19 protein-coding genes are annotated in these 23,924 nt (G+C 71.9%); 13 read left to right on the top strand and 6 right to left on the bottom strand.

Translation table 11 applies throughout. The annotated features are described in order from the left end of the window. Positions 1–224: 224 nt before the first annotated feature. Together ACGF2Y_RS06860 and ACGF2Y_RS06855 are read left to right on the top strand one after the other, a co-directional pair. Positions 225–989 carry a helix-hairpin-helix domain-containing protein gene (locus tag ACGF2Y_RS06860; RefSeq protein WP_392943625.1) on the top strand — a complete coding sequence of 255 codons (765 nt, stop codon included), beginning with the start codon at positions 225–227 and terminating at the stop codon, positions 987–989. Continuing rightward, the gene (locus ACGF2Y_RS06855; protein ID WP_392943624.1) at positions 986–3,499 is read left to right on the top strand and encodes a ComEC/Rec2 family competence protein; all 2,514 of its coding nucleotides are present in this window, start codon (positions 986–988) and stop codon (positions 3,497–3,499) included. Before ACGF2Y_RS06860 ends, ACGF2Y_RS06855 begins: the two co-directional genes overlap by 4 nt. A gap of 224 nt (positions 3,500–3,723) precedes the next feature. On the opposite strand, the gene ACGF2Y_RS06850 is transcribed toward ACGF2Y_RS06855, so the two are convergent. Continuing rightward, entirely contained in the window at positions 3,724–4,203 is a 480-nt protein-coding gene (locus tag ACGF2Y_RS06850) for a pyridoxamine 5'-phosphate oxidase family protein (RefSeq protein WP_392943623.1), read from the bottom strand. A 109-nt stretch (positions 4,204–4,312) separates the two neighbouring features. Between ACGF2Y_RS06850 and ACGF2Y_RS06845 the strand changes: the two genes are divergently transcribed. Both ACGF2Y_RS06845 and ACGF2Y_RS06840 read left to right on the top strand, forming a co-directional pair. Next, positions 4,313–5,188: an arylamine N-acetyltransferase gene (locus ACGF2Y_RS06845; RefSeq protein ID WP_392943622.1), complete on the top strand. Its 876-nt coding sequence runs from the start codon at positions 4,313–4,315 to the stop codon at positions 5,186–5,188. Between the two features lie 273 nt (positions 5,189–5,461). Then, positions 5,462–6,343, top strand: coding sequence for a YceI family protein (locus ACGF2Y_RS06840; protein ID WP_392943621.1), 882 nt, complete (start codon positions 5,462–5,464; stop codon positions 6,341–6,343). 28 nt (positions 6,344–6,371) lie between these two features. Here the strand turns inward: ACGF2Y_RS06840 and ACGF2Y_RS06835 are convergent, their stop codons facing one another. After that, positions 6,372–6,617: a hypothetical protein gene (locus ACGF2Y_RS06835; protein ID WP_103533582.1), complete on the bottom strand. Its 246-nt coding sequence runs from the start codon at positions 6,615–6,617 to the stop codon at positions 6,372–6,374. A gap of 109 nt (positions 6,618–6,726) precedes the next feature. On the opposite strand from ACGF2Y_RS06835, the gene holA reads away from it, so the two are divergent. Continuing rightward, on the top strand, positions 6,727–7,713 hold the full coding sequence (gene holA, locus ACGF2Y_RS06830) for a DNA polymerase III subunit delta (RefSeq protein ID WP_164612057.1): 987 nt from the start codon (positions 6,727–6,729) through the stop codon (positions 7,711–7,713). A gap of 555 nt (positions 7,714–8,268) precedes the next feature. Here holA and rpsT read toward each other — a convergent pair. Further along, a complete protein-coding gene (rpsT, locus tag ACGF2Y_RS06825; protein WP_007449624.1) occupies positions 8,269–8,535 on the bottom strand; it encodes a 30S ribosomal protein S20 in 267 nt (88 codons plus the stop codon). Positions 8,536–8,750: 215 nt separating this feature from the next. On the opposite strand from rpsT, the gene lepA reads away from it, so the two are divergent. From lepA to hemW, 3 genes are all read left to right on the top strand, one after another. Continuing rightward, on the top strand, positions 8,751–10,625 hold the full coding sequence (gene lepA / locus ACGF2Y_RS06820) for a translation elongation factor 4 (RefSeq protein WP_392943620.1): 1,875 nt from the start codon (positions 8,751–8,753) through the stop codon (positions 10,623–10,625). A 365-nt stretch (positions 10,626–10,990) separates the two neighbouring features. Continuing rightward, complete coding sequence (locus tag ACGF2Y_RS06815; protein WP_392943619.1) at positions 10,991–12,880, top strand: AMP-dependent synthetase/ligase; 1,890 nt, start codon at positions 10,991–10,993, stop codon at positions 12,878–12,880. A gap of 254 nt (positions 12,881–13,134) precedes the next feature. Then, positions 13,135–14,376 (top strand): radical SAM family heme chaperone HemW, encoded by a 1,242-nt coding sequence (hemW, locus tag ACGF2Y_RS06810; RefSeq protein ID WP_392943618.1) that lies wholly within the window; start codon positions 13,135–13,137, stop codon positions 14,374–14,376. Positions 14,377–14,391: 15 nt separating this feature from the next. Here the strand turns inward: hemW and ACGF2Y_RS06805 are convergent, their stop codons facing one another. From ACGF2Y_RS06805 to ACGF2Y_RS06795, 3 genes are all read right to left on the bottom strand, one after another. Further along, the gene (locus ACGF2Y_RS06805; RefSeq protein ID WP_392943617.1) at positions 14,392–17,268 is read right to left on the bottom strand and encodes a hypothetical protein; all 2,877 of its coding nucleotides are present in this window, start codon (positions 17,266–17,268) and stop codon (positions 14,392–14,394) included. 233 nt (positions 17,269–17,501) lie between these two features. Beyond that, positions 17,502–18,320, bottom strand: coding sequence for a DUF3097 domain-containing protein (locus tag ACGF2Y_RS06800; protein ID WP_392943616.1), 819 nt, complete (start codon positions 18,318–18,320; stop codon positions 17,502–17,504). Positions 18,321–18,446: 126 nt separating this feature from the next. Beyond that, positions 18,447–19,190, bottom strand: coding sequence for an MBL fold metallo-hydrolase (locus ACGF2Y_RS06795; protein ID WP_392943615.1), 744 nt, complete (start codon positions 19,188–19,190; stop codon positions 18,447–18,449). A 174-nt stretch (positions 19,191–19,364) separates the two neighbouring features. On the opposite strand from ACGF2Y_RS06795, the gene hrcA reads away from it, so the two are divergent. The 5 genes from hrcA to ACGF2Y_RS06770 all read left to right on the top strand — a co-directional run bounded on the left by hrcA (position 19,365) and on the right by ACGF2Y_RS06770 (position 23,918). Next, positions 19,365–20,381, top strand: coding sequence for a heat-inducible transcriptional repressor HrcA (gene hrcA, locus ACGF2Y_RS06790; RefSeq protein ID WP_392943614.1), 1,017 nt, complete (start codon positions 19,365–19,367; stop codon positions 20,379–20,381). After that, positions 20,382–21,524, top strand: a complete 1,143-nt coding sequence (gene dnaJ, locus ACGF2Y_RS06785; RefSeq protein WP_392943613.1) for a molecular chaperone DnaJ — start codon at positions 20,382–20,384, stop codon at positions 21,522–21,524. Positions 21,525–21,657: 133 nt separating this feature from the next. After that, positions 21,658–22,731, top strand: a complete 1,074-nt coding sequence (locus ACGF2Y_RS06780; RefSeq protein WP_392943612.1) for a nitronate monooxygenase — start codon at positions 21,658–21,660, stop codon at positions 22,729–22,731. Continuing rightward, positions 22,728–23,474: a 16S rRNA (uracil(1498)-N(3))-methyltransferase gene (locus ACGF2Y_RS06775; protein WP_392943611.1), complete on the top strand. Its 747-nt coding sequence runs from the start codon at positions 22,728–22,730 to the stop codon at positions 23,472–23,474. Before ACGF2Y_RS06780 ends, ACGF2Y_RS06775 begins: the two co-directional genes overlap by 4 nt. 84 nt (positions 23,475–23,558) lie before the next feature. Further along, positions 23,559–23,918 carry a histidine triad nucleotide-binding protein gene (locus ACGF2Y_RS06770; RefSeq protein WP_392943610.1) on the top strand — a complete coding sequence of 120 codons (360 nt, stop codon included), beginning with the start codon at positions 23,559–23,561 and terminating at the stop codon, positions 23,916–23,918. Positions 23,919–23,924: the final 6 nt, after the last annotated feature.

Genomic DNA, 23,924 nt, shown 5'->3' with positions numbered 1-23,924 from the left:
CCGGTTCTCGTTCCGGTGTACGCCACGGTGGGCGGCCGTCCGCGCGGGGGCGTTCCGCCCTTGCCGCAGCGGCCGCACGGCGTCGGGCGGATGCGCTGATGGCGGGAGGAGTCTCCGGGCTCGGGAGCGATGCCGGCCCTGTACCGCCGGTACGTGAATCGGCCCCCGCACCGGTGCGTGAGCCCGTCCCCGCCTCCGAGACTGCGGGAGAGGTGTCCGGTGGTATGCCGAGGGCGCGCCGTCTCGTATCGGCTGTCCGGGAGCGGCTGCCGTTGTGGGTGCGCCTCCGGTGCGGGATGGCGCCGCGCACGCCGGTGGTGCTCGGCCTGGTGCTGCTCGCCGCCGTGGCCGTCGCGGTGTTCCACTTCTGGTCCGTACGCCCCCAGACCGTGCGTGCCCCGGAACCGGTCGCGGACGAAGCGGCGGCCCCTGCGTCGCTACCGGATCCGTTACGGTCCGGCGCCCCTGACCCGGTACCCCGTCCGGCAGCCGGGGCGCCGCCGATCGCGGGCGGGGGCGGCGGGAGTGGGCAGATCGTCGTCGATGTGAGCGGCAAGGTGCACCGGCCGGGGGTCCGTCGGCTTCCGGCAGGCTCGCGGGTGACGGACGCGCTTGAGGCGGCGGGCGGAGTGCGTGCCGGCACGGATGTGACCGGGCTCAATCGGGCGCGGGTCCTGATGGACGGTGAACAGGTCGTCGTGGGCCTTCCACCGGGTCCGCCGGTCTCCGGGGCGGCCGGTGGCGGTGGAGCCGGGGCCAACGGGCCGGCCGGCGCGCCGGGCGGGCCCGGAAGTTCGGCGCCGCTCAGCCTGAACACGGCGACCGCGGAGCAGCTCGAAACCCTTCCGGGGATCGGACCCGTGCTGGCCCAGCACATGATCGACTACCGCACGGAGAACGGTGGATTCCGGTCCGTCGACGAGCTCCGGCTGGTCAACGGGATCGGCGACCGCCGCTTCGCCGACCTCCAGCCGCTCGTACGGCCATGAGCAGCCGAGAGGCCCGGCTCGGCCCCCGGGGCGCGGGCGCGGACCGGGACACCACCGGGAGCGGGGCCGGATCGCCGCGGGAGGGGCCCACGGACCTGCGGCTGGTACCGCCCGCCCTGGCGGTCTGGGCGGCCGCTGCGGTGGCGCTGGGGCTGCCGGGGCGGTGGGTGGCGGCATTGACCGTCGCCTGCTTGGTACCGGCGCTCGTTCTGCTGGCGGTGGCCGCACGCACCTCTCGGCGGCCGAGGGCGGCCGGACGGTGCCGGGCCGTCGCCGCCGGGGGAGCCGTGCTGCTGTGCGCGGCGGCGGGCGCGGCAGTGGCCGGACTCCACGGGGCCGATGTACGGCGAGGTCCCGTTCCCGGGCTTGCGGCGGAGTACGCGCGGATCGACGCCGACGTCCGGGTGATCTCGGACCCCCGGACGACCCGCCCGGCGGTACGGGGCAACCACAGTGCCCCGGCCCTTCTCCTGATCGACGCCGAGGTCATGGAGGTGCGGACGGCGGACGGCCCGAGCACCCGGGTCCGTACACCGGTGCTGCTCATGGTCGCGGCGGGCGATCACCGGGCGGACTGGCAGAAGCTGCTGCCGTCCACCCGACTTCGGCTCGGCGGCCGGCTCTCGCCCCCCGCACACGAGGGCGAACGCCTCGCGGCGGTCCTGCGGGTGGACGACAAGGGGGCACCCCAGATCACCGGGCCCCCGACATGGGTCCAGCGCGCGGCGGGGGGACTGCGCGCCGGGCTGCGGGAGGCGACGGACGAACTGGACGCGGATGCGCGTGCGCTGTTGCCGGGGCTGGTGGTCGGTGACACCTCCAGAGTCCCGTCCGAACTCCACGACGCCTTCAAGGCGACTGACCTGACGCATTTGTTGAGCGTTTCCGGAGCGAACCTCTCGATTCTGCTCTTTCTCCTCATCGGCCCGCCGGGAGCGGCACTGAGCGCGGAACGGCGCGGTCTGGCACCCCTGTTGGGGATCTCCCTGCGGGGGACCGCGCTGATCGGCGGTGCGCTGACGCTCGCCTTCATCGTCGTGTGCCGTCCGGAACCGAGCGTGCTCCGCGCGGCGGCCTGCGGTCTCATCACGCTCCTGGCGATCGGAACGGGCCGTCGGAGATCCCTGATCCCCGCCCTGGCGGCGGCTGTCGTCCTTCTGGTGCTCTACGACCCCTGGCTCGCCCGGAGCTACGGCTTCCTGCTGTCGGTCCTGGCCACCGGTGCGCTGTTGACGCTCGCGCCGCGGTGGAGCGTCGCTCTGCGGGCGCGGGGGGTGCCGGGCAGGCTCGCCGAGGTGCTGGCCGCGGCGGCGGCCGCGCAGGCCGTGTGCGCACCCGTGGTGGTGGTCCTGGCTTCGCGGGTCAGCCTGGTGGCGATCCCGTGCAATCTGCTGGCGGAGTTCGCGGTGGCACCGGCGACGGTACTCGGGTTCGCGGTCCTCGCCGTCGCCCCGGTCGCCCCGCCGGTGGCCGAGCTGCTGGCCGGGATCGCGAGCTGGCCGGTCAGGTGGATCGCCAAGGTCGCCCGCACGGGGGCGGGCCTTCCCGGGGCGGAGGTGCCGTGGCCGGGAGGGTGGTCCGGCGCGGCGCTGCTGGCCGGCCTCACGGTGCCGGCCGTGCTGCTGGCCCCGAGGCTGGTCCGTCGCCCCTGGATCTGCGCGGCCACCGGGCTGATTCTCGTGCTGGCGGTGCTGCGGCCGGTTCCGCTGACCCGGATCATGACCGGCTGGCCGCCGCCCGACTGGGCGTTCGCGCTCTGCGACGTGGGGCAGGGCGATGCGATGGTGCTCATGGCGGGGGAGGGCACGGGTGTGGTCGTCGACGCCGGACCCGACCCCCGTGCGGTCGACCGGTGCCTGCGCGACCTCGCAGTGACCCGGGTCCCGCTCGTGGTCCTCACCCACTTCCACGCCGACCATGTGCGTGGGCTGCCGGGCGTGCTCCGGGGCAGGGCGGTGGGCGCGATCCAGACGACGAGCCTCGAAGAGCCGCCCGAGCAGGCCGCGTTCGTGCGGCGGACGGCGGCCGCGGCGCGGGTTCCGACGGTGCGGGCCGTGGCCGGTGAGCACCGTCGGGCGGGTCCGGTCGACTGGCGGGTCCTCTGGCCGCGCCATGGGCCCGGGGGAGCGGGAGCGGCGGCGCGGGAGCCGAACGACTCCAGCGTCACCCTGCGCGTACGGGCGGCCGGAGGGCTGACGCTGCTGCTCCTCGGGGATCTCGAACCCCCGGCCCAGCGGGAGTTGCTGCGCGGCCGGGAGGCGTCGGGCCCGGTGGACGTCCTCAAGGTGGCTCACCACGGCTCGGCCTTCCAGGACGCCGGGCTCCTCCACAGCGTACGGCCGAGGCTGGCGCTCATCTCCTGCGGCGCGGACAACCCGTACGGCCACCCCTCGGCCCGTACGGTGGGCGCCCTCAGGGCGGCAGGGGCCCGGGTCCTGCGCACCGACACCGATGGGCCGATCGCGGTGACGGGTGCGGGGAAGGAGCTGAGGGCGGTGGGCCGGTCATGACACCGCCGGAGCCCGCCCTGCCCGCGCGTGCTGTTCGGCGCCCCGCCCGAACCTGCTGTCCAGCCCGCCCGCCAGCCCGCTCGCGCTGCCCCTCCCGCGCCTGCTTGCCCTGCCCTTCCCACCCGGCTCGCACACCGCCCGCCCGTGCGCGCTGTCCAGCCGTGCGCGCTGTCTGTCCTGCCCCGCCCTTGTCCTGCGCCGGTCCCGGGGTCGGGTCGCGTGGGTCAGGCCAGCCACGTGCCGGTGAGCATCAGGTCGCGGTCGGCGAGTTCGTTCACCTCGCGCCAGGCGCGCACGGTGTGGGGGGTGATGCGCAGAAACACCCAGCGGGGGCGGCTGCGCGGATCCCACCGGAGCTTGGCGGCGAAGGCGTCCGCCGCCGGGGCCGGAAGGTCCGTCCCCTCCACGATTCCCGCCTCGCCCTCGATCAGCACCACATCGCGGGTGGGGCCGAGGGTGACGCTGATCGGGCCGCCGGGGGTCACGTTGACGGCGGTCGGATTGGTTCGCCGGGTCGACATCACCAGGGTGCCGGTTTCCTCGTCCCAGAGGAACGACAGCGGCACCAGAGTGGGGACGCCGTCCCGGGAAGCCGTCGCCACCCATGCGTCTGTGTCCTGCCGCAGGTGGTCCAGGACGTCCCGCTTGCGCTCTTCCCGGCTGCGTGCGGGCTCGGGCTCGGGCCCGGTCTCGGTCTGGGTCATGCCCGCCACGCTAGGGGGCGGTCACCGCGTCGCGCCTCGGGCAAGGGTCCTCGGGCAAGGGTCCTAGGACCGGTGGTTCTCGCGGCGGGAGCGGGCGCAGACTGGGCCCATGACCTCGCAGACACCCACCAAGTCCGGCACCTCCGTCCCGGAACCCGACAGCGATGGCGGTGGCATCACCGACGCCGCCGTCGACGCCTATCTCACCCGGATCGGTGCGGACCGGCCGGTGCGGGCCGATATCGAGGCGCTGCGCGACCTTCAGCACCGGCATCTGCTCTCCGTTCCCTTCGAGAACCTCTCGGTCCATCTGGGCGAGGACATCGTGCTGGAGGAACGGGCGCTCATGGACAAGGTGACCGGTGGGCGCGGCGGCTTCTGCTACGAACTTAACGGCGCTTTCGCGGCGTTGCTGCGCTCCGTCGGCTTCCGGGTGACCCTGCTCCAGGCCCGGGTCTACGGCGACGGCGGCCGGTTGGGCATTCCGTACGACCACATGGCGCTGAGGGTGGAGACCGAGGACGGTACGGGGCCCTGGCTGGCGGACGTCGGCTTCGGCGACAACGCGTTGTGGCCGCTGGCGCTCGACGACCGGACGGAGCAGCAGGATCCCCGGGGCGTGTTCCGGTTCCGTGAGGCGCCGCAGGGGGACCTGGATCTGCTGCGTGGCGGCTCGCGGCAGTTCCGGCTCGATCCGAGGCCGCGGACGCTGCCGGAGTTCCGGGGCGGGGTCTGGTACCACCGCACGTCGCCGGACTCACATTTCACCCGGTCCCTGGTGTGCTCCCGGTACACGGAGACCGGGCGGGTGACGCTGAGCGGACGGGCCCTGGTCACCACGGTCGGCGGGGATCGGCACCGTACGGAACTGGCTACGGACGAGGAGGTGCTGGCCGCCTACCGGGACCACTTCGGGGTGCGGCTCTCCCGGGTTCCCGAGGTCCGGGAGGCAGTCACGGTGCCGGGGAGCAGCTCTGGCCGGTGACCCCCGCGGACGTCCCGGACGAGTGATCCGTACAAGCGGAACAGATAATTCGGACCTTCGGTAACACCTGCCCACAGCCCGTCACACCTCGCCATACGTCGGCACAGCTCATTACACCTCGTAACAGCTCGGTACAAGACCTCCCGGGGCCCCCGTTTGCCTCGAACGCCTCAATAGTGATCGAATGCATGCTCGTCGGCGGGCCGCTGATCCGACAGCGACGTCCATCTGTCAGGGCCCGATGTGCGAAGCGCCCCTGGGGGTACGTAAGTGATGTTCGGCCGTTGGCTGGGAAACAGAGGCCAGGCGGGTGGGCGCGGTGGGGCCCTCGCCGGATTCCAGGTACCCCGTACCGCGGGCGTGCTCAGCTGCCGGGTGCTGGACCCGGTCAACGAACCGGTCCAGCAGGCCGAGTTCGTCGTGACCGACAGCGTGGGCCGCAGGGTGACAGGCGGCGAGACGGACCCCTTCGGCAGTGTTCTCGCCACGGTCCCGGCGGGCGACTACCGGCTGGCGATCACGGCTGAGGGCTTCACCCCGTTCCACGGGGCGGCGACGGTGACCGAGGGGGCGCACGCCTCCCTGGGCGACGTGACCCTCCAGGTGGCGCAGCCCCCGCAGCTGCCCGATCCCGGCGACTGGGACATCGAGCCGAACCACTCGCAGATCGGCTTCACCGCCCGGCACATCGGGCTGGCCCGTATCCACGGCAGGTTCAACACCTTCGCCGGGGCGGTCCGGATCGCCGACCGCATGGAGGACTCCGCCATGCACGTGATCATCGACGCTGCGTCGATCGACACCAATGTGCAGATGCGTGACGACCACCTGCGCTCCGGCGACTTCCTCGACGTCGGCCGCTACCCGACGCTGGAGTTCTACAGCGAGCGTTTCGTCCACCGGGGCGGCAGCCGCTGGGGTGTCACCGGTGCGCTGACCCTGCACGGCGTCAGCCGTACCGTGACGCTGGACACCCAGTACCTCGGTATCGGCAACGGCATTGAGGGCGAGACACGTGCCGCCTGCCGGGCCACCACCGAACTGCACCGCGAGGACTTCACCCTCACCTGGCAGACCATGCTGGCGCGCGGGATCGCCGCGGTGGGGCCCAGCATCGTCATCGACCTGGACATCCAGATCGTGCCCAAGGGCTGAGCCGCCCGCGTCGGATCGTCCGGCGCGGCTACGGCTTCTCCAGCCAGCCTTCGTACTCCGCGGCGAACGCGTCGAGCGCGGCCGGGTCCAGTCGCCCGGCCGCGTCCTCCACGACCACCAGCCACTGGGCGTCCTCGGCGTCGTCCTCACCGGCCAGCGCGTCCCGTACGAGCTGGGGCTCCTCGGCGACCCCGAAGCGGTCCGCCAGCTCCCCGGCCACCTCCTCCGCGGAGTCGCGGTCGGGCAGCACCAGTACATGTCTCACGTCGCTCACCCGGTCATTCTCCGGTACGGGTGTCCGTGCCCCGTACCCCGTACCCCGGGCCGTCCGGGGCTGTCGGAGCCGGCGGGGTTGTCAGCGGGGCGTGGGATGCTGGATCGCGATGGCCACCAGGAAGAATTCCACCGACGATCCGCTCGCCCCCCTCACCCTCGCCGTGGGCCAGGAGGACCTCCTCCTGGACCGTGCGGTGCAGCAGGTGGTGGCGGCCGCGCGTGCTGCCGACGCCGACACGGATGTACGTGATCTGGCGTCCGACCAGTTGCAGCCCGGCACGCTCGCCGAGCTCACCAGCCCCTCGCTCTTCGCCGAGCGCAAGGTCGTGATCGTGCGCAATGCGCAGGATCTCTCGGCCGACACCGTCAAGGACGTCAAGGCGTACCTCGGCGCGCCGGTCGAGGAGATCACGCTCGTCCTGCTGCACGCGGGCGGAGCCAAGGGCAAGGGGCTGCTGGACGCGGCGCGCAAGGCGGGGGCGCGGGAGGTCGCCTGCCCGAAGACCACCAAGCCCGCCGAGCGGCTCTCCTTCGTACGGTCGGAGTTCCGGACGCACGGGCGGTCCGCGACGCCGGAGGCCTGCCAGGCGCTGGTCGACTCGATCGGCAGCGATCTGCGGGAGCTGGCGAGTGCGGTGTCCCAGCTGATCGCGGACGTCGAGGGCACGATCGACGAGGCGGTCGTCGGGCGCTATTACACCGGGCGGGCGGAAGCCTCGTCGTTCACCGTCGCCGACCGGGCGGTCGAGGGGCGCGCGGCGGAGGCGCTGGAGGCGTTGCGGTGGTCGTTGTCGACCGGGGTCGCGCCCGTCCTGATCACCAGTGCGCTGGCGCAGGGGGTGCGGGCGATCGGGAAGCTGTCCTCCGCGCGGGGCGGGCGGCCGGCCGACCTCGCCCGGGAGCTGGGGATGCCGCCGTGGAAGATCGACCGGGTGCGGCAGCAGATGCGGGGGTGGACGCCGGACGGGGTTGCGGTGGCCCTGCGGGCCGTGGCTGCGGCGGATGCGGGGGTGAAGGGCGGGGGGGACGATCCTGAGTACGCCCTGGAGAAGGCCGTCGTCGTTGTCGCCCGAGCCGCGCGGGCGGGGCGGTAGGCGGGGCGGTAGGCGGACCCCTGAGCCCCGGCCCCCCGAGCCGGTGCCCTGTGCCCCTGGCCCCGTTGCTTTCTCGTGGCCCCGAAACGGGCGCCTGAGCCCCGAGTCCTCCGGCTCCCGAGCCCCGGGTTCGCCGCTGGGTGCGGGGCCCTGTGGCCGCCGGTTCCGTCCTCAAGCGCCGGACGGGCTGGGTGTGTCCCTCGCCGGGCTGAATGTTCCCCCCGGACGGGCGGCTGGGGTGGTGTGCGTTCGCCGTGGTGCGCAAGCTCTTGCGGGATCGCCGGTTCCGTCCTCAAGCGCCGGACGGGCTGGTTGCGCCCCTCGCCGGGCTGAATATCCCCCCGGCCGGGCTGGAGCGCGTAGCACGTACGCACGGAAGCCCCGGTCCTCGATCTGGGGAGATCGGGGACCGGGGCTTCCGGGTCACACTTCAGGTGCGCCGCACCCGCGTGGCGAACGCAGGTTCGGTGTGCGGCGCGGGGTGCCGGTCAGGGGCGGGAGAGAGGGCCCGCTGGTCCGTTCCGGCGATCACATCAGTGAGCTTCGGGAAGAAGCTCAGGCCTGCAGGGAGGCAACCTTGGACGCCAGCGCCGACTTCTTGTTGGCGGCGGCGTTCTTGTGGATGACACCCTTCGAGACAGCCTTGTCGAGCTGACGGGAGGCGTCGCGGACGGCCGTGGTGGCCTTCTCGACGTCACCGGCAGCGGCGGCCTCGCGGGCCTTGCGGATCGCGGTCTTGAGCGACGACTTGACGGCCTTGTTGCGCAGGCGCGCCTTCTCGTTGGTCTTGTTCCGCTTGATCTGGGACTTGATGTTCGCCACGAAAGAGCCTTTTCAGGTTCGTTGGATCTTCTAGGTGAGCCACGCCGCTCGTGAGAGCCACGAGGCACAGCTGTCCACGGTAGCAGTCACTCTCCGACCGGCCCAAACCGGTCGCGGTCCCGCAGGCGTGGGACGATGGAGTCTGCGTATCGATCCGACCGACCCGACATCGACCCGAGACACGGCGTTCGGCGTCTCAAGAATCAGGACCCTGCGTGCCCGCGACTCCTTCCAACGTGCCCGAGCCGAGCCGTACCGACCCGGCGCTGATCCGCAATTTCTGCATCATCGCGCACATCGACCACGGCAAGTCGACCCTCGCCGACCGGATGCTTCAGCTGACCGGAGTGGTCGACCAGCGGCAGATGCGTGCTCAGTACCTCGACCGGATGGACATCGAGCGCGAGCGCGGCATCACCATCAAGTCCCAGGCGGTCCGGCTGCCCTGGGCGCCCAACACGGGCGTGGACACGGGTACCACCCATGTCCTCAACATGATCGACACCCCGGGCCACGTGGACTTCACCTACGAGGTCTCCCGTTCGCTCGCCGCCTGCGAGGGCACCGTCCTGCTGGTCGACGCCGCGCAGGGCATCGAGGCCCAGACGCTGGCCAACCTCTATCTCGCGATGGAGAACGACCTCACCATCATCCCGGTGCTCAACAAGATCGACCTCCCCGCCGCGCAGCCGGAGAAGTTCTCCGAGGAGCTGGCCAACCTCATCGGCTGCCAGCCCGAGGACGTGCTCAAGGTCTCCGCCAAGACCGGGATCGGCGTGGACGCGCTGCTCGACCGGGTCGTGCGGGACGTGCCGGCCCCGGTCGGCGTCGCGAACGCCCCCGCCCGCGCGATGATCTTCGACTCGGTCTACGACTCGTACCGCGGTGTCGTCACCTACGTCCGTGTCATCGACGGTCAGCTCAACAAGCGCGAGCGCATCCGGATGATGTCGACCGGCGCCACCCACGAGCTGCTGGAGATCGGGGTGTCGTCCCCGGAGATGACCCCGGCCGACGGCATCGGCGTGGGCGAGGTCGGCTACATCATCACCGGGGTGAAGGACGTCCGGCAGTCCAAGGTCGGTGACACGATCACCTCCCTGCACAACGGGGCGACCGAGGCGCTGGGCGGCTACAAGGACCCGAAGCCGATGGTGTTCTCGGGGCTGTATCCGCTGGACGGGTCGGACTACCCGGACCTGCGCGAGGCGCTGGACAAGCTCCAGCTCAACGACGCCGCCCTGGTCTACGAGCCGGAGACCTCCGCCGCGCTCGGCTTCGGCTTCCGCGTCGGCTTCCTCGGCCTGCTCCACCTGGACGTGGTCCGCGAGCGGCTGGAGCGCGAGTTCGGCCTCGACCTGATCGCCACCGCCCCCAACGTGGTCTACCGCGTCGAGATGGAGGACGGCACCGAGCACGTCGTCACCAACCCGAGCGAGTTCCCCGAGGGCAAGATCGACAAGGTGCACGAGCCGGTCGTCCGCGCCACGGTGCTGGCCCCGAGCGAGTTCATCGGCGCGATCATGGAGCTGTGCCAGGGCCGGCGCGGCACCCTGCTCGGCATGGACTACCTCTCCGAGGACCGGGTCGAGATCCGCTACACCCTGCCGCTCGCGGAGATCGTCTTCGACTTCTTCGACCAGTTGAAGTCCAAGACCCGGGGTTACGCCTCCCTCGACTACGAGCCCACCGGCGAGCAGTCGGCCCACCTCGTCAAGGTCGACATCCTGCTGCACGGCGACAAGGTGGACGCGTTCTCCGCGGTCACCCACAAGGACAAGGCGTACGCGTACGGCGTACGGCTCGTCGCCAAGCTGCAGAAGCTCATCCCCCGGCAGAACTTCGAGGTGCCGATCCAGGCCGCCATCGGCGCCCGGGTCATCGCCCGTGAGACCGTCCGCGCCATCCGCAAGGACGTCCTCGCCAAGTGCTACGGCGGTGACATCTCCCGTAAGCGGAAGCTGCTGGAGAAGCAGAAGGAGGGCAAGAAGCGGATGAAGATGGTCGGCAACGTGGAGGTTCCCCAGGACGCCTTCATCTCCGTCCTGTCGACCGACGAGTCAGCGGGAGAGAGCAAGGGCAAGAAGTAGCCCGCGCCGACGCCTGTCGATGAGCAGTCCGGAGGGCCCCCGTGCCGCAGCATTGGCATGGGGGCCCTTTCGTTATGAAAGCGGCGGCACGTTGCCTCTTACGTGGCGGACAAGTGCGCTCTACTCTGATCACGACTCGATGGTTACCGGCCAGTTAAACAAGCCGAACAAGCAGGTTGCGCAGCAGGACGAGCGCAGGACGAGAGCCAGAACGAGCGCAGGTCGAGCCAGGACGAGCGCAAGCAGGACGAGAGCAAGCAGGACCAGTGCCAGGGCGAGAGCAGTAGGACGACAGCAGCAGGACAGCAGCAGTCGCCCGTATCAAAGAAGCCGGTCGTAGCAATGCCGCAGGCCCGGAGGACGTCGTGAGCGACACACAGACCTTGATCGATAACCGGCCGCCCTCCGTGGCGGCCCTCTTCATCGACCGCGTGGCGGCGACGCCGGACGGGGAGGCGTACCGCTATCCGGTGCCGTCGGCCTCGGGCGAGGGTCCCGATGACTGGAAGTCGCTGAGCTGGGACCAGGCCGCGGAGCGGGTCTACGCGATCGCCGCCGGGCTGATCGCGCTCGGCGTGCGGCCGGAGGAGCGGGTCGCCCTCTCCTCGGCCACCCGGGTGGAGTGGATCCTCATCGACCTCGGGGTGATGTGCGCGGGCGCCGCGACCACGACGATCTACCCCTCCACGAACTCCGAGGAGTCCGCGTTCATCCTGGCCGACTCCGAGAGCCGGATCCTCATCGCGGAGGACGCCGAGCAGCTGGCCAAGGCCCGCGAGACCCGTGCCGACCTGCCCGACCTCGCCCATGTCGTGGTCATCGACCCGGCCGGCGTCGAGCCCGCCGAGGACGACCCCGAGGGCTGGATCATCACTCTCGCGGAGCTGGAGGCCCAGGGCGCCGAGCTCCTCGCCAAGACCCCGGACGCGGTCACCGAGCGGGTCGCCGCGATCACCGCCGACCAGCTCGCCACCCTGATCTACACCTCGGGCACCACCGGCCGCCCCAAGGGTGTACGGCTGCCGCACGACAACTGGTCGTACATGGCCAAGGCCACCGTCTCGACCGGGCTGATCAACGCCGACGACGTGCAGTACCTCTGGCTGCCGCTCGCCCACGTCTTCGGCAAGGTCCTCACCTCCGGTCAGATCGAGGTCGGCCACGTCACCGCCGTCGACGGCCGCATCGACAAGATCATCGAGAACCTGCCGGTGGTCCAGCCGACCTACATGGCCGCCGTGCCCCGGATCTTCGAGAAGGTCTACAACGGGGTCGCCTCCAAGGCCCGCGCGGGCGGCGGCGCCAAGTACAAGATCTTCCAGTGGGCGGCCGGAGTCGCCCGCGAGTACGCCAAGGTCTCCCAGGACAACTTCCGCCGCACCGGCAAGGCGTCCGTCCCCTTCGCGCTCGGCGCCAAGCACAAGGTCGCCGACGCCCTCGTCTACTCCAAGATCCGCGAGGCCTTCGGCGGCCGGCTCCGCGCCTGCGTCTCCGGCTCCGCCGCCCTCGCCCCGGACATCGGCTACTTCTTCGCGGGCGCGGGCGTCCACATCCTGGAGGGCTACGGACTCACCGAGACCAGCGCGGCCTCCTTCGTCAACCCGGGTGAGGCCTACCGCACCGGCACGGTCGGCAAGCCGCTCCCCGGGACCGAGGTGCGCATCGCGGACGACGGCGAGATCCTGCTGCGCGGCCCCGGCGTCATGGAGGGCTACCACAAGCTGCCCGACAAGACCGAAGAGGTCCTGGAGTCGGACGGCTGGATCCACACCGGGGACATCGGGGAGCTGTCGGTCGACGGCTACCTCCGCATCACCGACCGCAAGAAGGACCTGATCAAGACGTCCGGCGGGAAGTACGTCGCCCCGGCGGAGGTCGAGGGTCAGTTCAAGGCGGTCTGCCCGTTCGTCTCCAACATCCTGGTGCACGGCGCGGACCGTAACTTCTGCACCGCGCTCATCGCGCTCGACGGCCCCACCGTCCTCGGCTGGGCCGCCGAGAACGGACTGGAGGGCAAGTCGTACGCGGAGGTGGTCGCCGCCCCGCAGACCGTCGAGCTGATCGACGGGTACGTCAAGCGCCTCAACGAGGGCCTCCAGCGCTGGCAGACCATCAAGAAGTTCCGCCTCCTGCCGCGCGACCTGGACGTCGAGCACGGCGAGCTGACCCCCAGCCTCAAGCTGAAGCGGCCGGTCGTCGAGCGGGAGTACCAGGGGCTCATCGACGAGATGTACGCGGGTTCGCGCGAGGCGTAGACGCGAGGCGCAGGACCTGTCACGACCTGTCACGAACCGCCCCGGGGGCTCGGCCCCGGGGTGCACGGGCGGGGCGTCCGGACACCCACGTGTCCGGCCGCCCCGCCCGCCGAGGCGACGGCCGAGCGGATCCGGCGGGCCGTGCACGAGTTCGCCGAGCAGCCCCCGACGACGTGGCCCTGCTGGTGCCGCACGCGGGGTGCGGAACAGGCGGAGAAGAGACCCGGTAGGGGAAGCCTCCACGGCGAGCGACAATGGACGGTATGCCTTCCGTACTGCCCGATGGTGAGCCCGTGCCCGACGACGGGGCGCTGCCCCGCCACGCCCTGGAAGGCGCAGCCGACCGCCCGCTCGGCTTCTACCTGCACGTCCCGTACTGCGCCACCCGCTGCGGCTACTGCGACTTCAACACCTACACCGCCACCGAGCTGCGCGGCTCCGGCGGGGCGCTGGCCTCCCGCGACAACTACGCCGCCCACCTGATCGGAGAGGTCCGCCAGGCCCGCAAGGTCCTCGGCGACGACCCGCGCCCGGTCCGCACGGTCTTCGTCGGCGGCGGCACCCCCACGCTCCTGCCCGCCGCCGATCTCGTGACGATGCTGGCGGCGATCAGGGACGAGTTCGGGCTCGCCGAGGACGCGGAGATCACCACCGAGGCCAACCCGGAGTCCGTCGACCCCGCCTATCTCTCCGCCCTGCGCGAGGGCGGCTTCAACCGGGTCTCCTTCGGTATGCAGAGCGCCAAGCAGCACGTCCTGAAGATCCTGGACCGCACGCACACCCCCGGCCGCCCCGAGGCCTGCGTCGCCGAGGCGCGCGCGGCGGGCTTCGACCACGTCAACCTCGACCTGATCTACGGCACCCCCGGCGAGTCCGACGACGACTGGCGGGCCACCCTGGACGCCGCGATCGGTGCGGGCCCCGACCACGTATCCGCGTACGCCCTGATCATCGAGGAGGGCACCCAGCTCGCCCGCCGCATCCGGCGCGGCGAGATCCCGATGACCGACGACGACGCGCACGCCGACCGCTATCTCATCGCGGACGAGGCCTTCGCCGCCGCCGGCTTCGACTGGTACGAGGTCTCCAACTGGGCCACCACCGAGGCCGGCCGCTGCCTGCACAACGAGCTGTACTGGCGCGGCGCCGACTGGTGGGGCGCGGGACCCGGCGCCCACAGCCACGTCGGCGGGGTCCGCTGGTGGAACGTGAAGCACCCCGGCGCCTACGCCCAGGCGCTCTCCGAGGGCCGCTCGCCCGGCGCCGGCCGCGAGATCCTCGGCCAGGAGGACCGCCGGGTCGAGCGGATCCTGCTGGAGCTGCGGCTGCGCGAGGGCTGCCCGCTGGACCTCCTGAAACCCGACGGCCTCGCCGCCTCCCGCCGCGCCCTGACCGACGGGCTGCTGGACCCGGAACCGTACGGGAAGAACCGCGCGGTCCTCACCCTGCGCGGGCGGCTCCTGGCCGACGCCGTCGTCCGCGACCTGGTCGACTGAGCCGGACGCGGGGCCTCACGGCTTGCAGTCCTTCGCCGTCAGCGGCGGCGCGACCCCGGCGGGCTTGCCGCAGACATGGGTCCGCTCGGCGCTCGGCCCGGGGCGGACCACCTTGACGATGTTGAGACCGTGCACGTTGTCGGAGACCGAGGATCTCGCCCGGCTGAACGAGATCGTCCCCGTGGGCATGTTGTTGAGGTCCACCGTGTGCAGCGTCGCCCACGTCTCCGCCGCGCTCCGGCGCTTGTCGCCGCGCGCCGCCGCGTCGTACAGGGCCGCCGTCGCGCTGTAGGAGATGACGGTCTGCCCACTGGCGAACAGCTCGTCCTCGTACGCCGGACGCCCCGAGGCCATGGCGGCGATCTCCCCGTCGGGGTGCAGCGCCCGCAGCGTGCGGTAGGCGTCCCCGTAGAAACCGAGGTTCTTTCCCCGGTCCAGCGGGGCGAGCGAGCTGTGGTAGAGCGTGACGTTCGCCGCAATGGACGTGCTGTCGTCGAACGTGCCCTTCGCCAGATCGTCCCCGGTGAACACCGTCATCCTCCGGTCCGAGCACCCGGTGGTGCCCGACAGACCCGCCATCAGCGTCGGCACGTCCTCGACGCGCCCCGCGAAATACAGCGCGTCCGGGACCCGCTCGGCCTGGCAGATGCTGGTCAGCGGGGCGTTCAGACTCGCCCCGCCGGCGAGGTCGTAGGACACGTCCCGGCCCAGCGAGAAGCCCGACGTCCGCAGCATCTTCTTGCCCGCGGCCCGCTGCTCGGCGGTGTACCGGTCCAGATCCCCGTTACGGTCCCCGCGCGACAGCACGATCGCGTGCGGGCGGTCCAGCTCCTCGGCGACCTGCCGGGCGACCAGCCCGAGCGCGTACGTCTGCTCCTCGTCCGTCGCCGCGAGGCCGAAGTAGTTGGGGAACCGGCGGGGCAGATCGCCGCTGGAGTTCGTCGTGTTCACCAGCGGCAGCCCCGCATCGCGCAGCAGCCCCGTCGCGTCGTCGCTCTCGTAGGTGTTGCGGCCCAGACCGACCACCCCGACCACCGACGGGTCCCGCCGGGCCACCTCGATGATCTTCCGTACGGCGGTGATCTGCCGCAGCATGCCCTCACCGCCGTTGGCGGTCAGCACCCGCAGCTTCACCGACCGGCCCACGGTCTTGTTCACCGCGTGCTGCTGGAGATAGACGCCGGTCAGCTCCTCCAGGCCCTTGCGGGTCGCCTCCCGGTTCCTGCCCGTGGCGGTGAGCGGACCGGCGTACACGACCGTCACATACGCGTCGCCCGGCTCGATGTCGTCGTTCTCCTCGCGGATCGCCTGCTCGATCCGTTCGAACGTGATGCCCTTCCCGGCCCCGTTCAGCTCCAGAGCGTTGCCCCGGGCGAAGAACACCTCGGGCGCGGTCGCCACCCCGACGCACTCCCGGCCGCCCTCGGGACCGGCCCGGACCGCGTCCGTGCTGCGGTCGGTCAGCGGCCCGTGGCAGTACGTATCGCGCCAGTGCCCGGCCCACAGGAACGCCCCCAGCAGACTGCCCACGACGAGCACGGCGATGCTCGCCCGCGACATCACCCACCACGCCCAGGTCCGCCGCACCCGGTGGGTGACGAGCTGCGCGTGCGCGTGCTCATGGGTCAGTTTCTCGGTGGACAGCGGGAGCAGCAGCACCCACGCCAGGGTCGCGGCCGCCACCGGCGACTGGCCCAGACTCAGATCGTCGACCCAGCGTTCGTAGCGGGCCCGAGCCCCCGAGGAACCGGCCGACGCACCCGGACCCGGCCGCTCCGGGGGCAGCGGCGGGGTGTGCCGCATGATCTCCGGGGCCGGCAGCGAGGCGAGCAGCAGCAGCGGATCCACCTCGCTGCGCCGCGACCGTACGTTGTTGATCGCGTTGATCAGCAGGATGCCGCCGTTGTCCTGCGTGGCCCGGGGCAGGAGCACCACCGGCGGGACCGTGCGCTTGCTGCGCCGCCAGTCCAGGGAGCGCGGGCGGTAGTTGTGCCGCAGGTCCTCCAGCAACGCCTGCACCCGCAGCTCCAGATGGAACTGGCGGGCGTGCTCGTCGCCCGCCCCCGCGTCCGCCACCCGCTCCGCGACCGCCGCCGCCCGCGCCCGGATCACCCGCCACGAACCGCTCGGCGAGAACCACGACCAGCCGTCCGAGGGGTGGCCGGTGCTGGACGCGGCCAGGGACGAGGTGGTGGCCAGCCACCGGCTGGCCCGGCGCAGCCACAGCAGCGGCGGCGCGGCCCGGCTCGCCAGGCTCACCACGACGAGCCCGAGCAGCGCGACGGCCGCCACCAGCACCGTCAGCAGCCAGCCGATCTCCCCGAGCAGCACGCTGAGCAGGGTGATGAAGAGCGCGCCGATGAACGTCTCGGGCCGCACCGACTGCCGCAGCGTCTCCCACCGGGTGCCCCGGCGCGGCCGGCCGGACCGCCAGCGCAGCCGGCTCAGCTGCTCCAGAATCCTTTCCTCACGCACCTCGGAAGTGTTCCCGTCGGACTGCTCGACCACTGTCGCGGTGGCCTGCTCGATCGCCCCGAGCAGCCGGGAGCGGGGAAAGGCGAAGGTCTTGTACTGGGTGTTCTCGCGGGTCTCCCACGGCTTCCCGGAGAGGGTGCGCACCATGTCGAGCGCCGCCTCGTACGGGGTGGCCCCCTCGCCCTCCAGCAGCCGCACCGGCACCCGGCGCAGCTCGTTGGCCCGGTGCACCTGGTGGACGATCTGCTCCACCCGGGCGTCGATCTCCGGCCCGGCCCCGGCGTCCGCCGCCTGGGCCACCACGAGCGGCATCACCGGCCGGTTGACCCGGTACCGGTCGATCAGCTGCTGCATCAGGTGGAAGACGGCCGAGGCCGCCTCGTTGTCCGCGCTTTCCTGCCACGTCCCGCGCACCATCGCCCCGCGCCTTCCCCCGTGAGCCCTCCGGCTCCCCGTAACCTCTCGGCCCGTGGACCGCTTGCCCGTTCTCCCCCCTCGAAAACCGATGGTGCGGGTGGGACGCGGGCATTCATAGGGATCGGCACGTGATCCTCTTCGGCCGGCCCGGACCAGACCCCGGACCAGACCCCGGACCAGACCCCGGACCAGACCTGGATCAGACCTGGATCAGGCCGGACCAGACCTCGGAATCAGTCCGGAAGGGTGACGAAGTCGATCAATTCCTCCACCCGGCCCAGCAGTTGGGGTTCGAGGTCCTTGTAGCTGCGGACCCTGGACAGGATGTGCTGCCAGGCCGCCCCGGTGTTCTCCGGCCACCCCAGCGCCCGGCACACGCCCGTCTTCCAGTCCTGCCCCCTCGGCACCACCGGCCAGGCACCGATCCCCACCGACGACGGCTTCACCGCCTCCCACACGTCGATGTACGGGTGCCCCACCACCAGCACATGCGCGCCGGTCACCCGCTCGGCGATCCGGGACTCCTTGGATCCGGGCACCAGATGGTCCACCAGCACCCCCAGCCGGGCGTCCGGCCCCGGCGCGAACTCCCCGACGATCGCCGGAAGGTCGTCCACGCCCTCCAGGTACTCCACGACCACGCCCTCGATCCGCAGGTCGTCGCCCCACACCCGCTCCACCAGCTCCGCGTCGTGCCGGCCCTCCACATAGATCCGCCCGGCCCGCGCCACCCGGGCCCGCGCCCCGGGCACCGCCACCGAACCGGATGCCGTACGGGTGGGACGCACGGGACCGCCGGGGCCCGGCCGCACCAGCGTGACGACCTTGCCCTCCAGCAGGAAACCGCGCGGCTCCATCGGGAACACCCGGTGCTTGCCGAAGCGGTCCTCCAGGGTCACCGTCGGCCCCTGGGCCGTCTTCTCGCAGCGGATCACCGCCCCGCAGAAGCCGGTGGCGATCTCCTCCACGACCAGATCGGGTTCGGCGGGCACCTCGGGCACGGGGGCGGACCGCTTCCACGGCGGGGTCAGGTCCGGCTGGTAGCTGCGCATGGCTCGACGATATTCGCCGCGCCCGCCCGGGGCGTCGCGGACCCGGCCATGATCACCGGGACGCCCCGGTGACGACCCTGGATCACCCCGGAACGTTCCTATGTGGTCCAGAGGTCCCACCGGGGTTCACCTCTCGTCGAGGTCCACCTCGAACCGCTCCGCCAGCGACGCCCGCTGCGCCCGCACGAACGCCGCGTCCACCACGGCACCGTGCCCCGGTACGTACAGCGCGTCCTCGCCGCCCAGCGCCAGCAGCCTCTCCAGCGCGGCCGGCCAGCGCGAGGCGATCGCGTCCCGGCCCGCCTGCGGCTCGCCGGACTCCTCGACCAGGTCGCCGCAGAACACCACCGGAGGCTCGCCGTCCGTGCCCGGCACCAGCGCCGCGAGGTCATGGCCGCTGTGCCCGGGGCCCACGTTCGCCAGCAGCACCTGCCGGCCGCCGCCCAGGTCGAGCGTCCAGTCGCCGCACACCTCGTGGTGCGGGACCACCAGCGTGTCCACCGACCGGGCAGCCTCGTCCTCCGGGACCCCGTGACGCACCGACGAGGCGCACAGCTCCTCGGCCCCGTCCCGCAGCAGGGCCCCGACGCCCACCGCCCCGTACACCTGCGCCCCGGCGAACGCGGCCGTGCCCAGCACATGATCGAAATGCGGGTGACTCAGTGCGATATGCGTCACTCTCCGCCCGAGCAGCGCCTCGGCCTGCCGCCGCAGTTCCACGCCCTCGCGCAGCGTGGAGCCCGTGTCGTACAGCAGTACGCCGTCCGGCCCGGCGACCAGCGCGACGGTGGCGTCCCAGCCCGGGAGCCGCCGTCTGCCGATACCGTTGCCCAACCGCTCCCAGCCGAAGTCTTCCCAAGAGACGTCCATACCACGACGCTATCGGCAACGACCTGCGCGGTCTCGGGGGAGCGGGCCGGTCGCCCTTGCCCCGGCCCCACCCCACCCCCGTACACTGGCCGCGGGGATTGCTGGCACTCGAACGTACCGAGTGCCAGTCGGATACCGGAGAGATCCGGAGGAAAACAGCTGGAGGTGTGCGCGATGCTCAGCGAACGCAGACTCGAAGTGCTGCGCGCCATCGTCCAGGACTACGTCGGCACCGAGGAGCCCGTCGGCTCCAAGGCGCTGACCGAGCGGCACCGGCTGGGGGTCTCCCCGGCCACCGTCCGCAACGACATGGCGGTGCTGGAGGACGAGGGCTTCATCGCCCAGCCGCACACGAGCGCGGGCCGCATCCCCACCGACAAGGGGTACCGCCTCTTCGTCGACAGGCTCGCGGGCGTCAAGCCGCTGTCCTCACCCGAGCGCCGGGCCATCCAGAACTTCCTCGACGGCGCGGTCGACCTCGACGACGTGGTCGGCCGGACGGTGCGGCTGCTCGCGCAGCTGACCCGGCAGGTCGCCGTCGTGCAGTACCCCTCGCTGACCCGCTCGACGGTGCGGCACGTGGAACTGCTGGCGCTCGCCCCCGCCCGGCTGATGCTCGTCCTGATCACGGACACCGGCCGGGTCGAACAGCGTATGATCGACTGTCCTGCCCCGTTCGGCGAGGCATCGCTCGCGGATCTGCGGGCCCGGCTCAACAGCCGGGTCGTCGGACGCCGCTTCGCGGATGTCCCGCGGCTGGTGCAGGAGCTGCCGGAATCTTTCGACAGCGAGGACCGGGGGACGGTTTCCACGGTTCTTTCCACCCTCCTCGAAACCCTGGTCGAGGAGACGGAGGAGCGGCTGATGATCGGCGGCACCTCCAATCTCACCCGCTTCGGACACGACTTCCCGGTGATGATCCGGCCGGTGCTGGAAGCACTGGAGGAACAGGTCGTCCTGCTGAAGCTGCTCGGTGAGGCAACGGACTCCGGCATGACCGTACGAATCGGGCACGAGAACGCCCACGAGGGGCTCAACTCCACGTCCGTCGTCGCGGTCGGCTACGGTTCGGGCGACGAGGCAGTCGCCAAACTCGGCGTGGTCGGACCGACCCGCATGGACTACCCCGGAACGATGGGAGCGGTACGCGCAGTGGCACGTTACGTCGGACAGATCCTGGCGGAGTCGTAAGTGGCCACGGACTACTACGCCGTACTCGGCGTGCGCCGCGACGCATCTCAGGACGAGATCAAGAAGGCATTCCGTCGGCTCGCCCGCGAGCTGCACCCGGATGTCAACCCGGACCCGAAGACCCAGGAGCGGTTCAAGGAGATCAACGCCGCTTACGAGGTGCTGTCGGACCCGCAGAAGAAGCAGGTCTTCGACCTCGGCGGTGACCCGCTCTCCGCCAACGGCGGTGGCGGCGGTGGCGCGGGCGGTTTCGGAGCCGGCGGCTTCGGTAACTTCTCCGACATCATGGACGCGTTCTTCGGCAACGCCGCGCAGCGCGGGCCCCGCTCGCGGACCCGGCGCGGCCAGGACGCCATGATCCGGCTGGAGATCGACCTCAACGAGGCGGCCTTCGGCACCACCAAGGACATCCAGGTCGACACGGCCGTCGTCTGCAACACCTGCAGCGGCGAGGGCGCGGCCCCCGGCACCTCGGCCCAGACCTGTGACATGTGCCGCGGCCGCGGCGAGGTCTCGCAGGTCACCCGGTCCTTCCTGGGCCAGGTCATGACCTCGCGGCCCTGCCCGCAGTGCCAGGGCTTCGGCACGGTCGTGCCCACCCCCTGCCCGGAGTGCGCCGGCGACGGCCGCATCCGCTCCCGGCGCACGCTCACGGTCAAGATCCCCGCGGGCGTCGACAACGGCACCCGCATCCAGCTCGCCGGTGAGGGCGAGGTCGGCCCCGGCGGCGGCCCGCCCGGCGATCTGTACGTGGAGATCCACGAGCTGCCGCACGCCGTCTTCCAGCGGCGCGGCGACGACCTGCACTGTACGGTCACCATCCCCATGACGGCCGCGGCCCTCGGCACCAAGTGCCCGCTGGAGACGCTGGACGGCGTGGAGGAGATCGACATCCGGCCCGGCACCCAGTCCGGCCAGTCCGTGCCCCTGCACGGGCGCGGGATCACGCATCTGCGCGGTGGCGGCCGGGGCGACCTGATCGTGCACGTCGAGGTGATGACCCCCTCCAAGCTCGACGCGGAACAGGAGCGGCTGCTGCGGGAGTTCTCCAAGCTGCGCGGCGAGGAGCGGCCCCTGGGTCAGTTCCAGCCAGGTCAGCAGGGGCTCTTCTCCCGGCTGAAGGACGCGTTCAACGGTCGCTGAACCGCTTTCCCCCTTTCACCGCACCGCCCGCCGGTTCTGTACCGGCGGGCGGTGCTGCGTACAGCGGGAGAACCGGTCAGGCTGCCGGCTGGCTGATTCGGCTCCGTGCACGGGCACGTGGCACGATGCGGTCATGTCCTCCGAGTTGACCGATCTCTGCCGGTATCCGATCGTGCAGGCCCCGATGGCGGGCGGCGCGTCCGGACCCCAGCTCGCCGGGGCCGTCGCCGATGCCGGCGGGCTCGGATTCCTGGCCGCCGGGTACAAAACGGCGGACGGGATGTACAACGAGATCAAACAGCTGCGCCGGCTCACCGGCCGGCCGTTCGGCGTCAACCTCTTCATGCCGCAGCCCGTACTCGCCGACCCCAGCGCCGTCGAGGTCTACCGCCACCAGCTCGCGGGCGAGGCCGCCTGGTACGAGACCCCGCTCGGCGACCCGGACAGCAGCGGCGACGACGCTTACGAGGCGAAGGTCGCGATCCTGCTGGAGGACCCGGTTCCGGTCGTCTCCTTCGCCTTCGGCTGCCCCACCCGCGACACCCTCGACGCCTTCGCCAGGGCCGGGACGCACACCATCGTCACGGTCACCTCGGCCGAGGAGGCCCAGAGCGCCCAGTGGGCGGGCGCCGACACCGTCTGCGTCCAGGGCATCGAGGCGGGCGGCCACCAGTCCACCCACCGCGACGACCCGCAGGCCGGCCACACCGGCACCGGACTGCTCTCCCTCATCGCCCAGGTCCGCGAGACCGTGCAGATCCCGATCATCGCCGCCGGCGGCCTGATGCGCGGCGCACAGATCGCCGCCGTCCTCGCGGCGGGCGCGGACGCCGCCCAGCTCGGCACCGCCTTCCTGGTCTGCCCGGAGTCCGGGGCGCACCTGCTGCACAAGCAGGCCCTGACCAACCCGCTGTTCGTCCGCACCGAGCTGACCCGCGCCTTCTCCGGGCGGCCCGCCCGCGGCCTGGTCAACCGCTTCGTCCGCGAACACGGCCCGTACGCCCCCGCCGCCTACCCCCAGGTCCACTACGTCACCAGCGGGCTGCGCCGGGCCGCCGCCAAGGCCGGGGACGCCCAGGGCATGGCCCTGTGGGCCGGACAGGGCCACCGGATGGCCCGCGAACTGCCCGCCGGCGAGCTGATCGAACTGCTCGCCGCCGAACTGGAGGCCGCCCGGACGGCCCTGAGCATGAGGAGCCCCCGGTGACCGCACCGGTCTTCGTCGTCGAGCGGATGCCCACCGGGCCGGAGTTCGTCCTGGAGGGAACCGAAGGGCGGCACGCCGTCTCCGTCAAGCGGCTCAAGCCCGGTGAGGAGCTCGTCCTCACCGACGGCCTCGGCCACTGGGCGGACGGCGTCGTGCGCGCCGCCGAGGGCAAGGACCGGCTCACCGTCACCGTCCGCGCGGCCGTCCAGGAGGAGCCGGAGCCAGAACCCCGGATCACCGTCGTCCAGGCGCTCCCCAAGGGCGACCGGGGCGAGCTGGCCGTCGAGACGATGACCGAGACCGGCGTCGACGCGATCGTGCCCTGGCAGGCGGCCCGCTGCATCACCCAGTGGAAGGGCGAGCGGGGCGCCAAGGCCCTGACGAAGTGGCGCAGTACGGCGAGGGAGGCGGGCAAGCAGTCCCGCCGGGTGCGCTTCCCCGAGGTGTCCGACGCGCTGACGACCAAGCAGGTCGCCGCGCTGCTCGCCGACGCCGACTTCGCCGGGGTCCTCCACGAGGACCGCGACCACGACAGCACGCCGCTCGCCACCGCCGAACTCCCCGCCACCGGCTCCATCGTGCTCGTCGTCGGACCGGAAGGCGGCGTCTCACCGCAGGAACTGGCGGCCTTCGCCGAGGCGGGCGCCCGCCCCTACCGTCTCGGCCGCAGCGTGCTGCGTACGTCCACCGCGGGGACGGCCGCGACCGCGCTGCTGCTGGGACGTACGGGGCGCTGGGGGTGACCCCGGGCCGGACGGCCCCGGTGGCGCGGGGTCCGGCGATAGCATGCCCGTGTAACTGATCACCAGCGACGAGGAGGCCCGGCCATGGCGGGAGAGCCGCAGCCCGACTGCCTGTTCTGCAAGATCGTCTCGGGAGAGATCCCGGCGACCATCGTCCGCGAGAGCGGGACCACCGTCGCCTTCCGCGACATCAACCCGCAGGCCCCGACCCACGTTCTGGTCATCCCCAAGGTCCACTACCCGGACGCGGCCTCCCTCGCCGCCGCCGAGCCGCAGATCGCCGCGGACGTGCTGCGCGAGGCCGGAGCGGTCGCCGCCGACGAGAAGGTCGTCGACAGCGGCTACCGGATCATCCTCAACACGGGCTCCGGCGCCGGCCAGACCGTCTTCCACGCGCACGCCCACGTCCTGGGCGGCCGCGGCCTCCAGTGGCCTCCCGGATAACGGAGC

The sequence above is a fragment of the Streptomyces sp. NPDC048142 genome (assembly GCF_043202835.1).
Taxonomy (GTDB): domain Bacteria; phylum Actinomycetota; class Actinomycetes; order Streptomycetales; family Streptomycetaceae; genus Streptomyces.
Note: the sequence above shows the minus strand (reverse complement) of the source record. Positions and strands in the feature narration are given on the sequence as shown.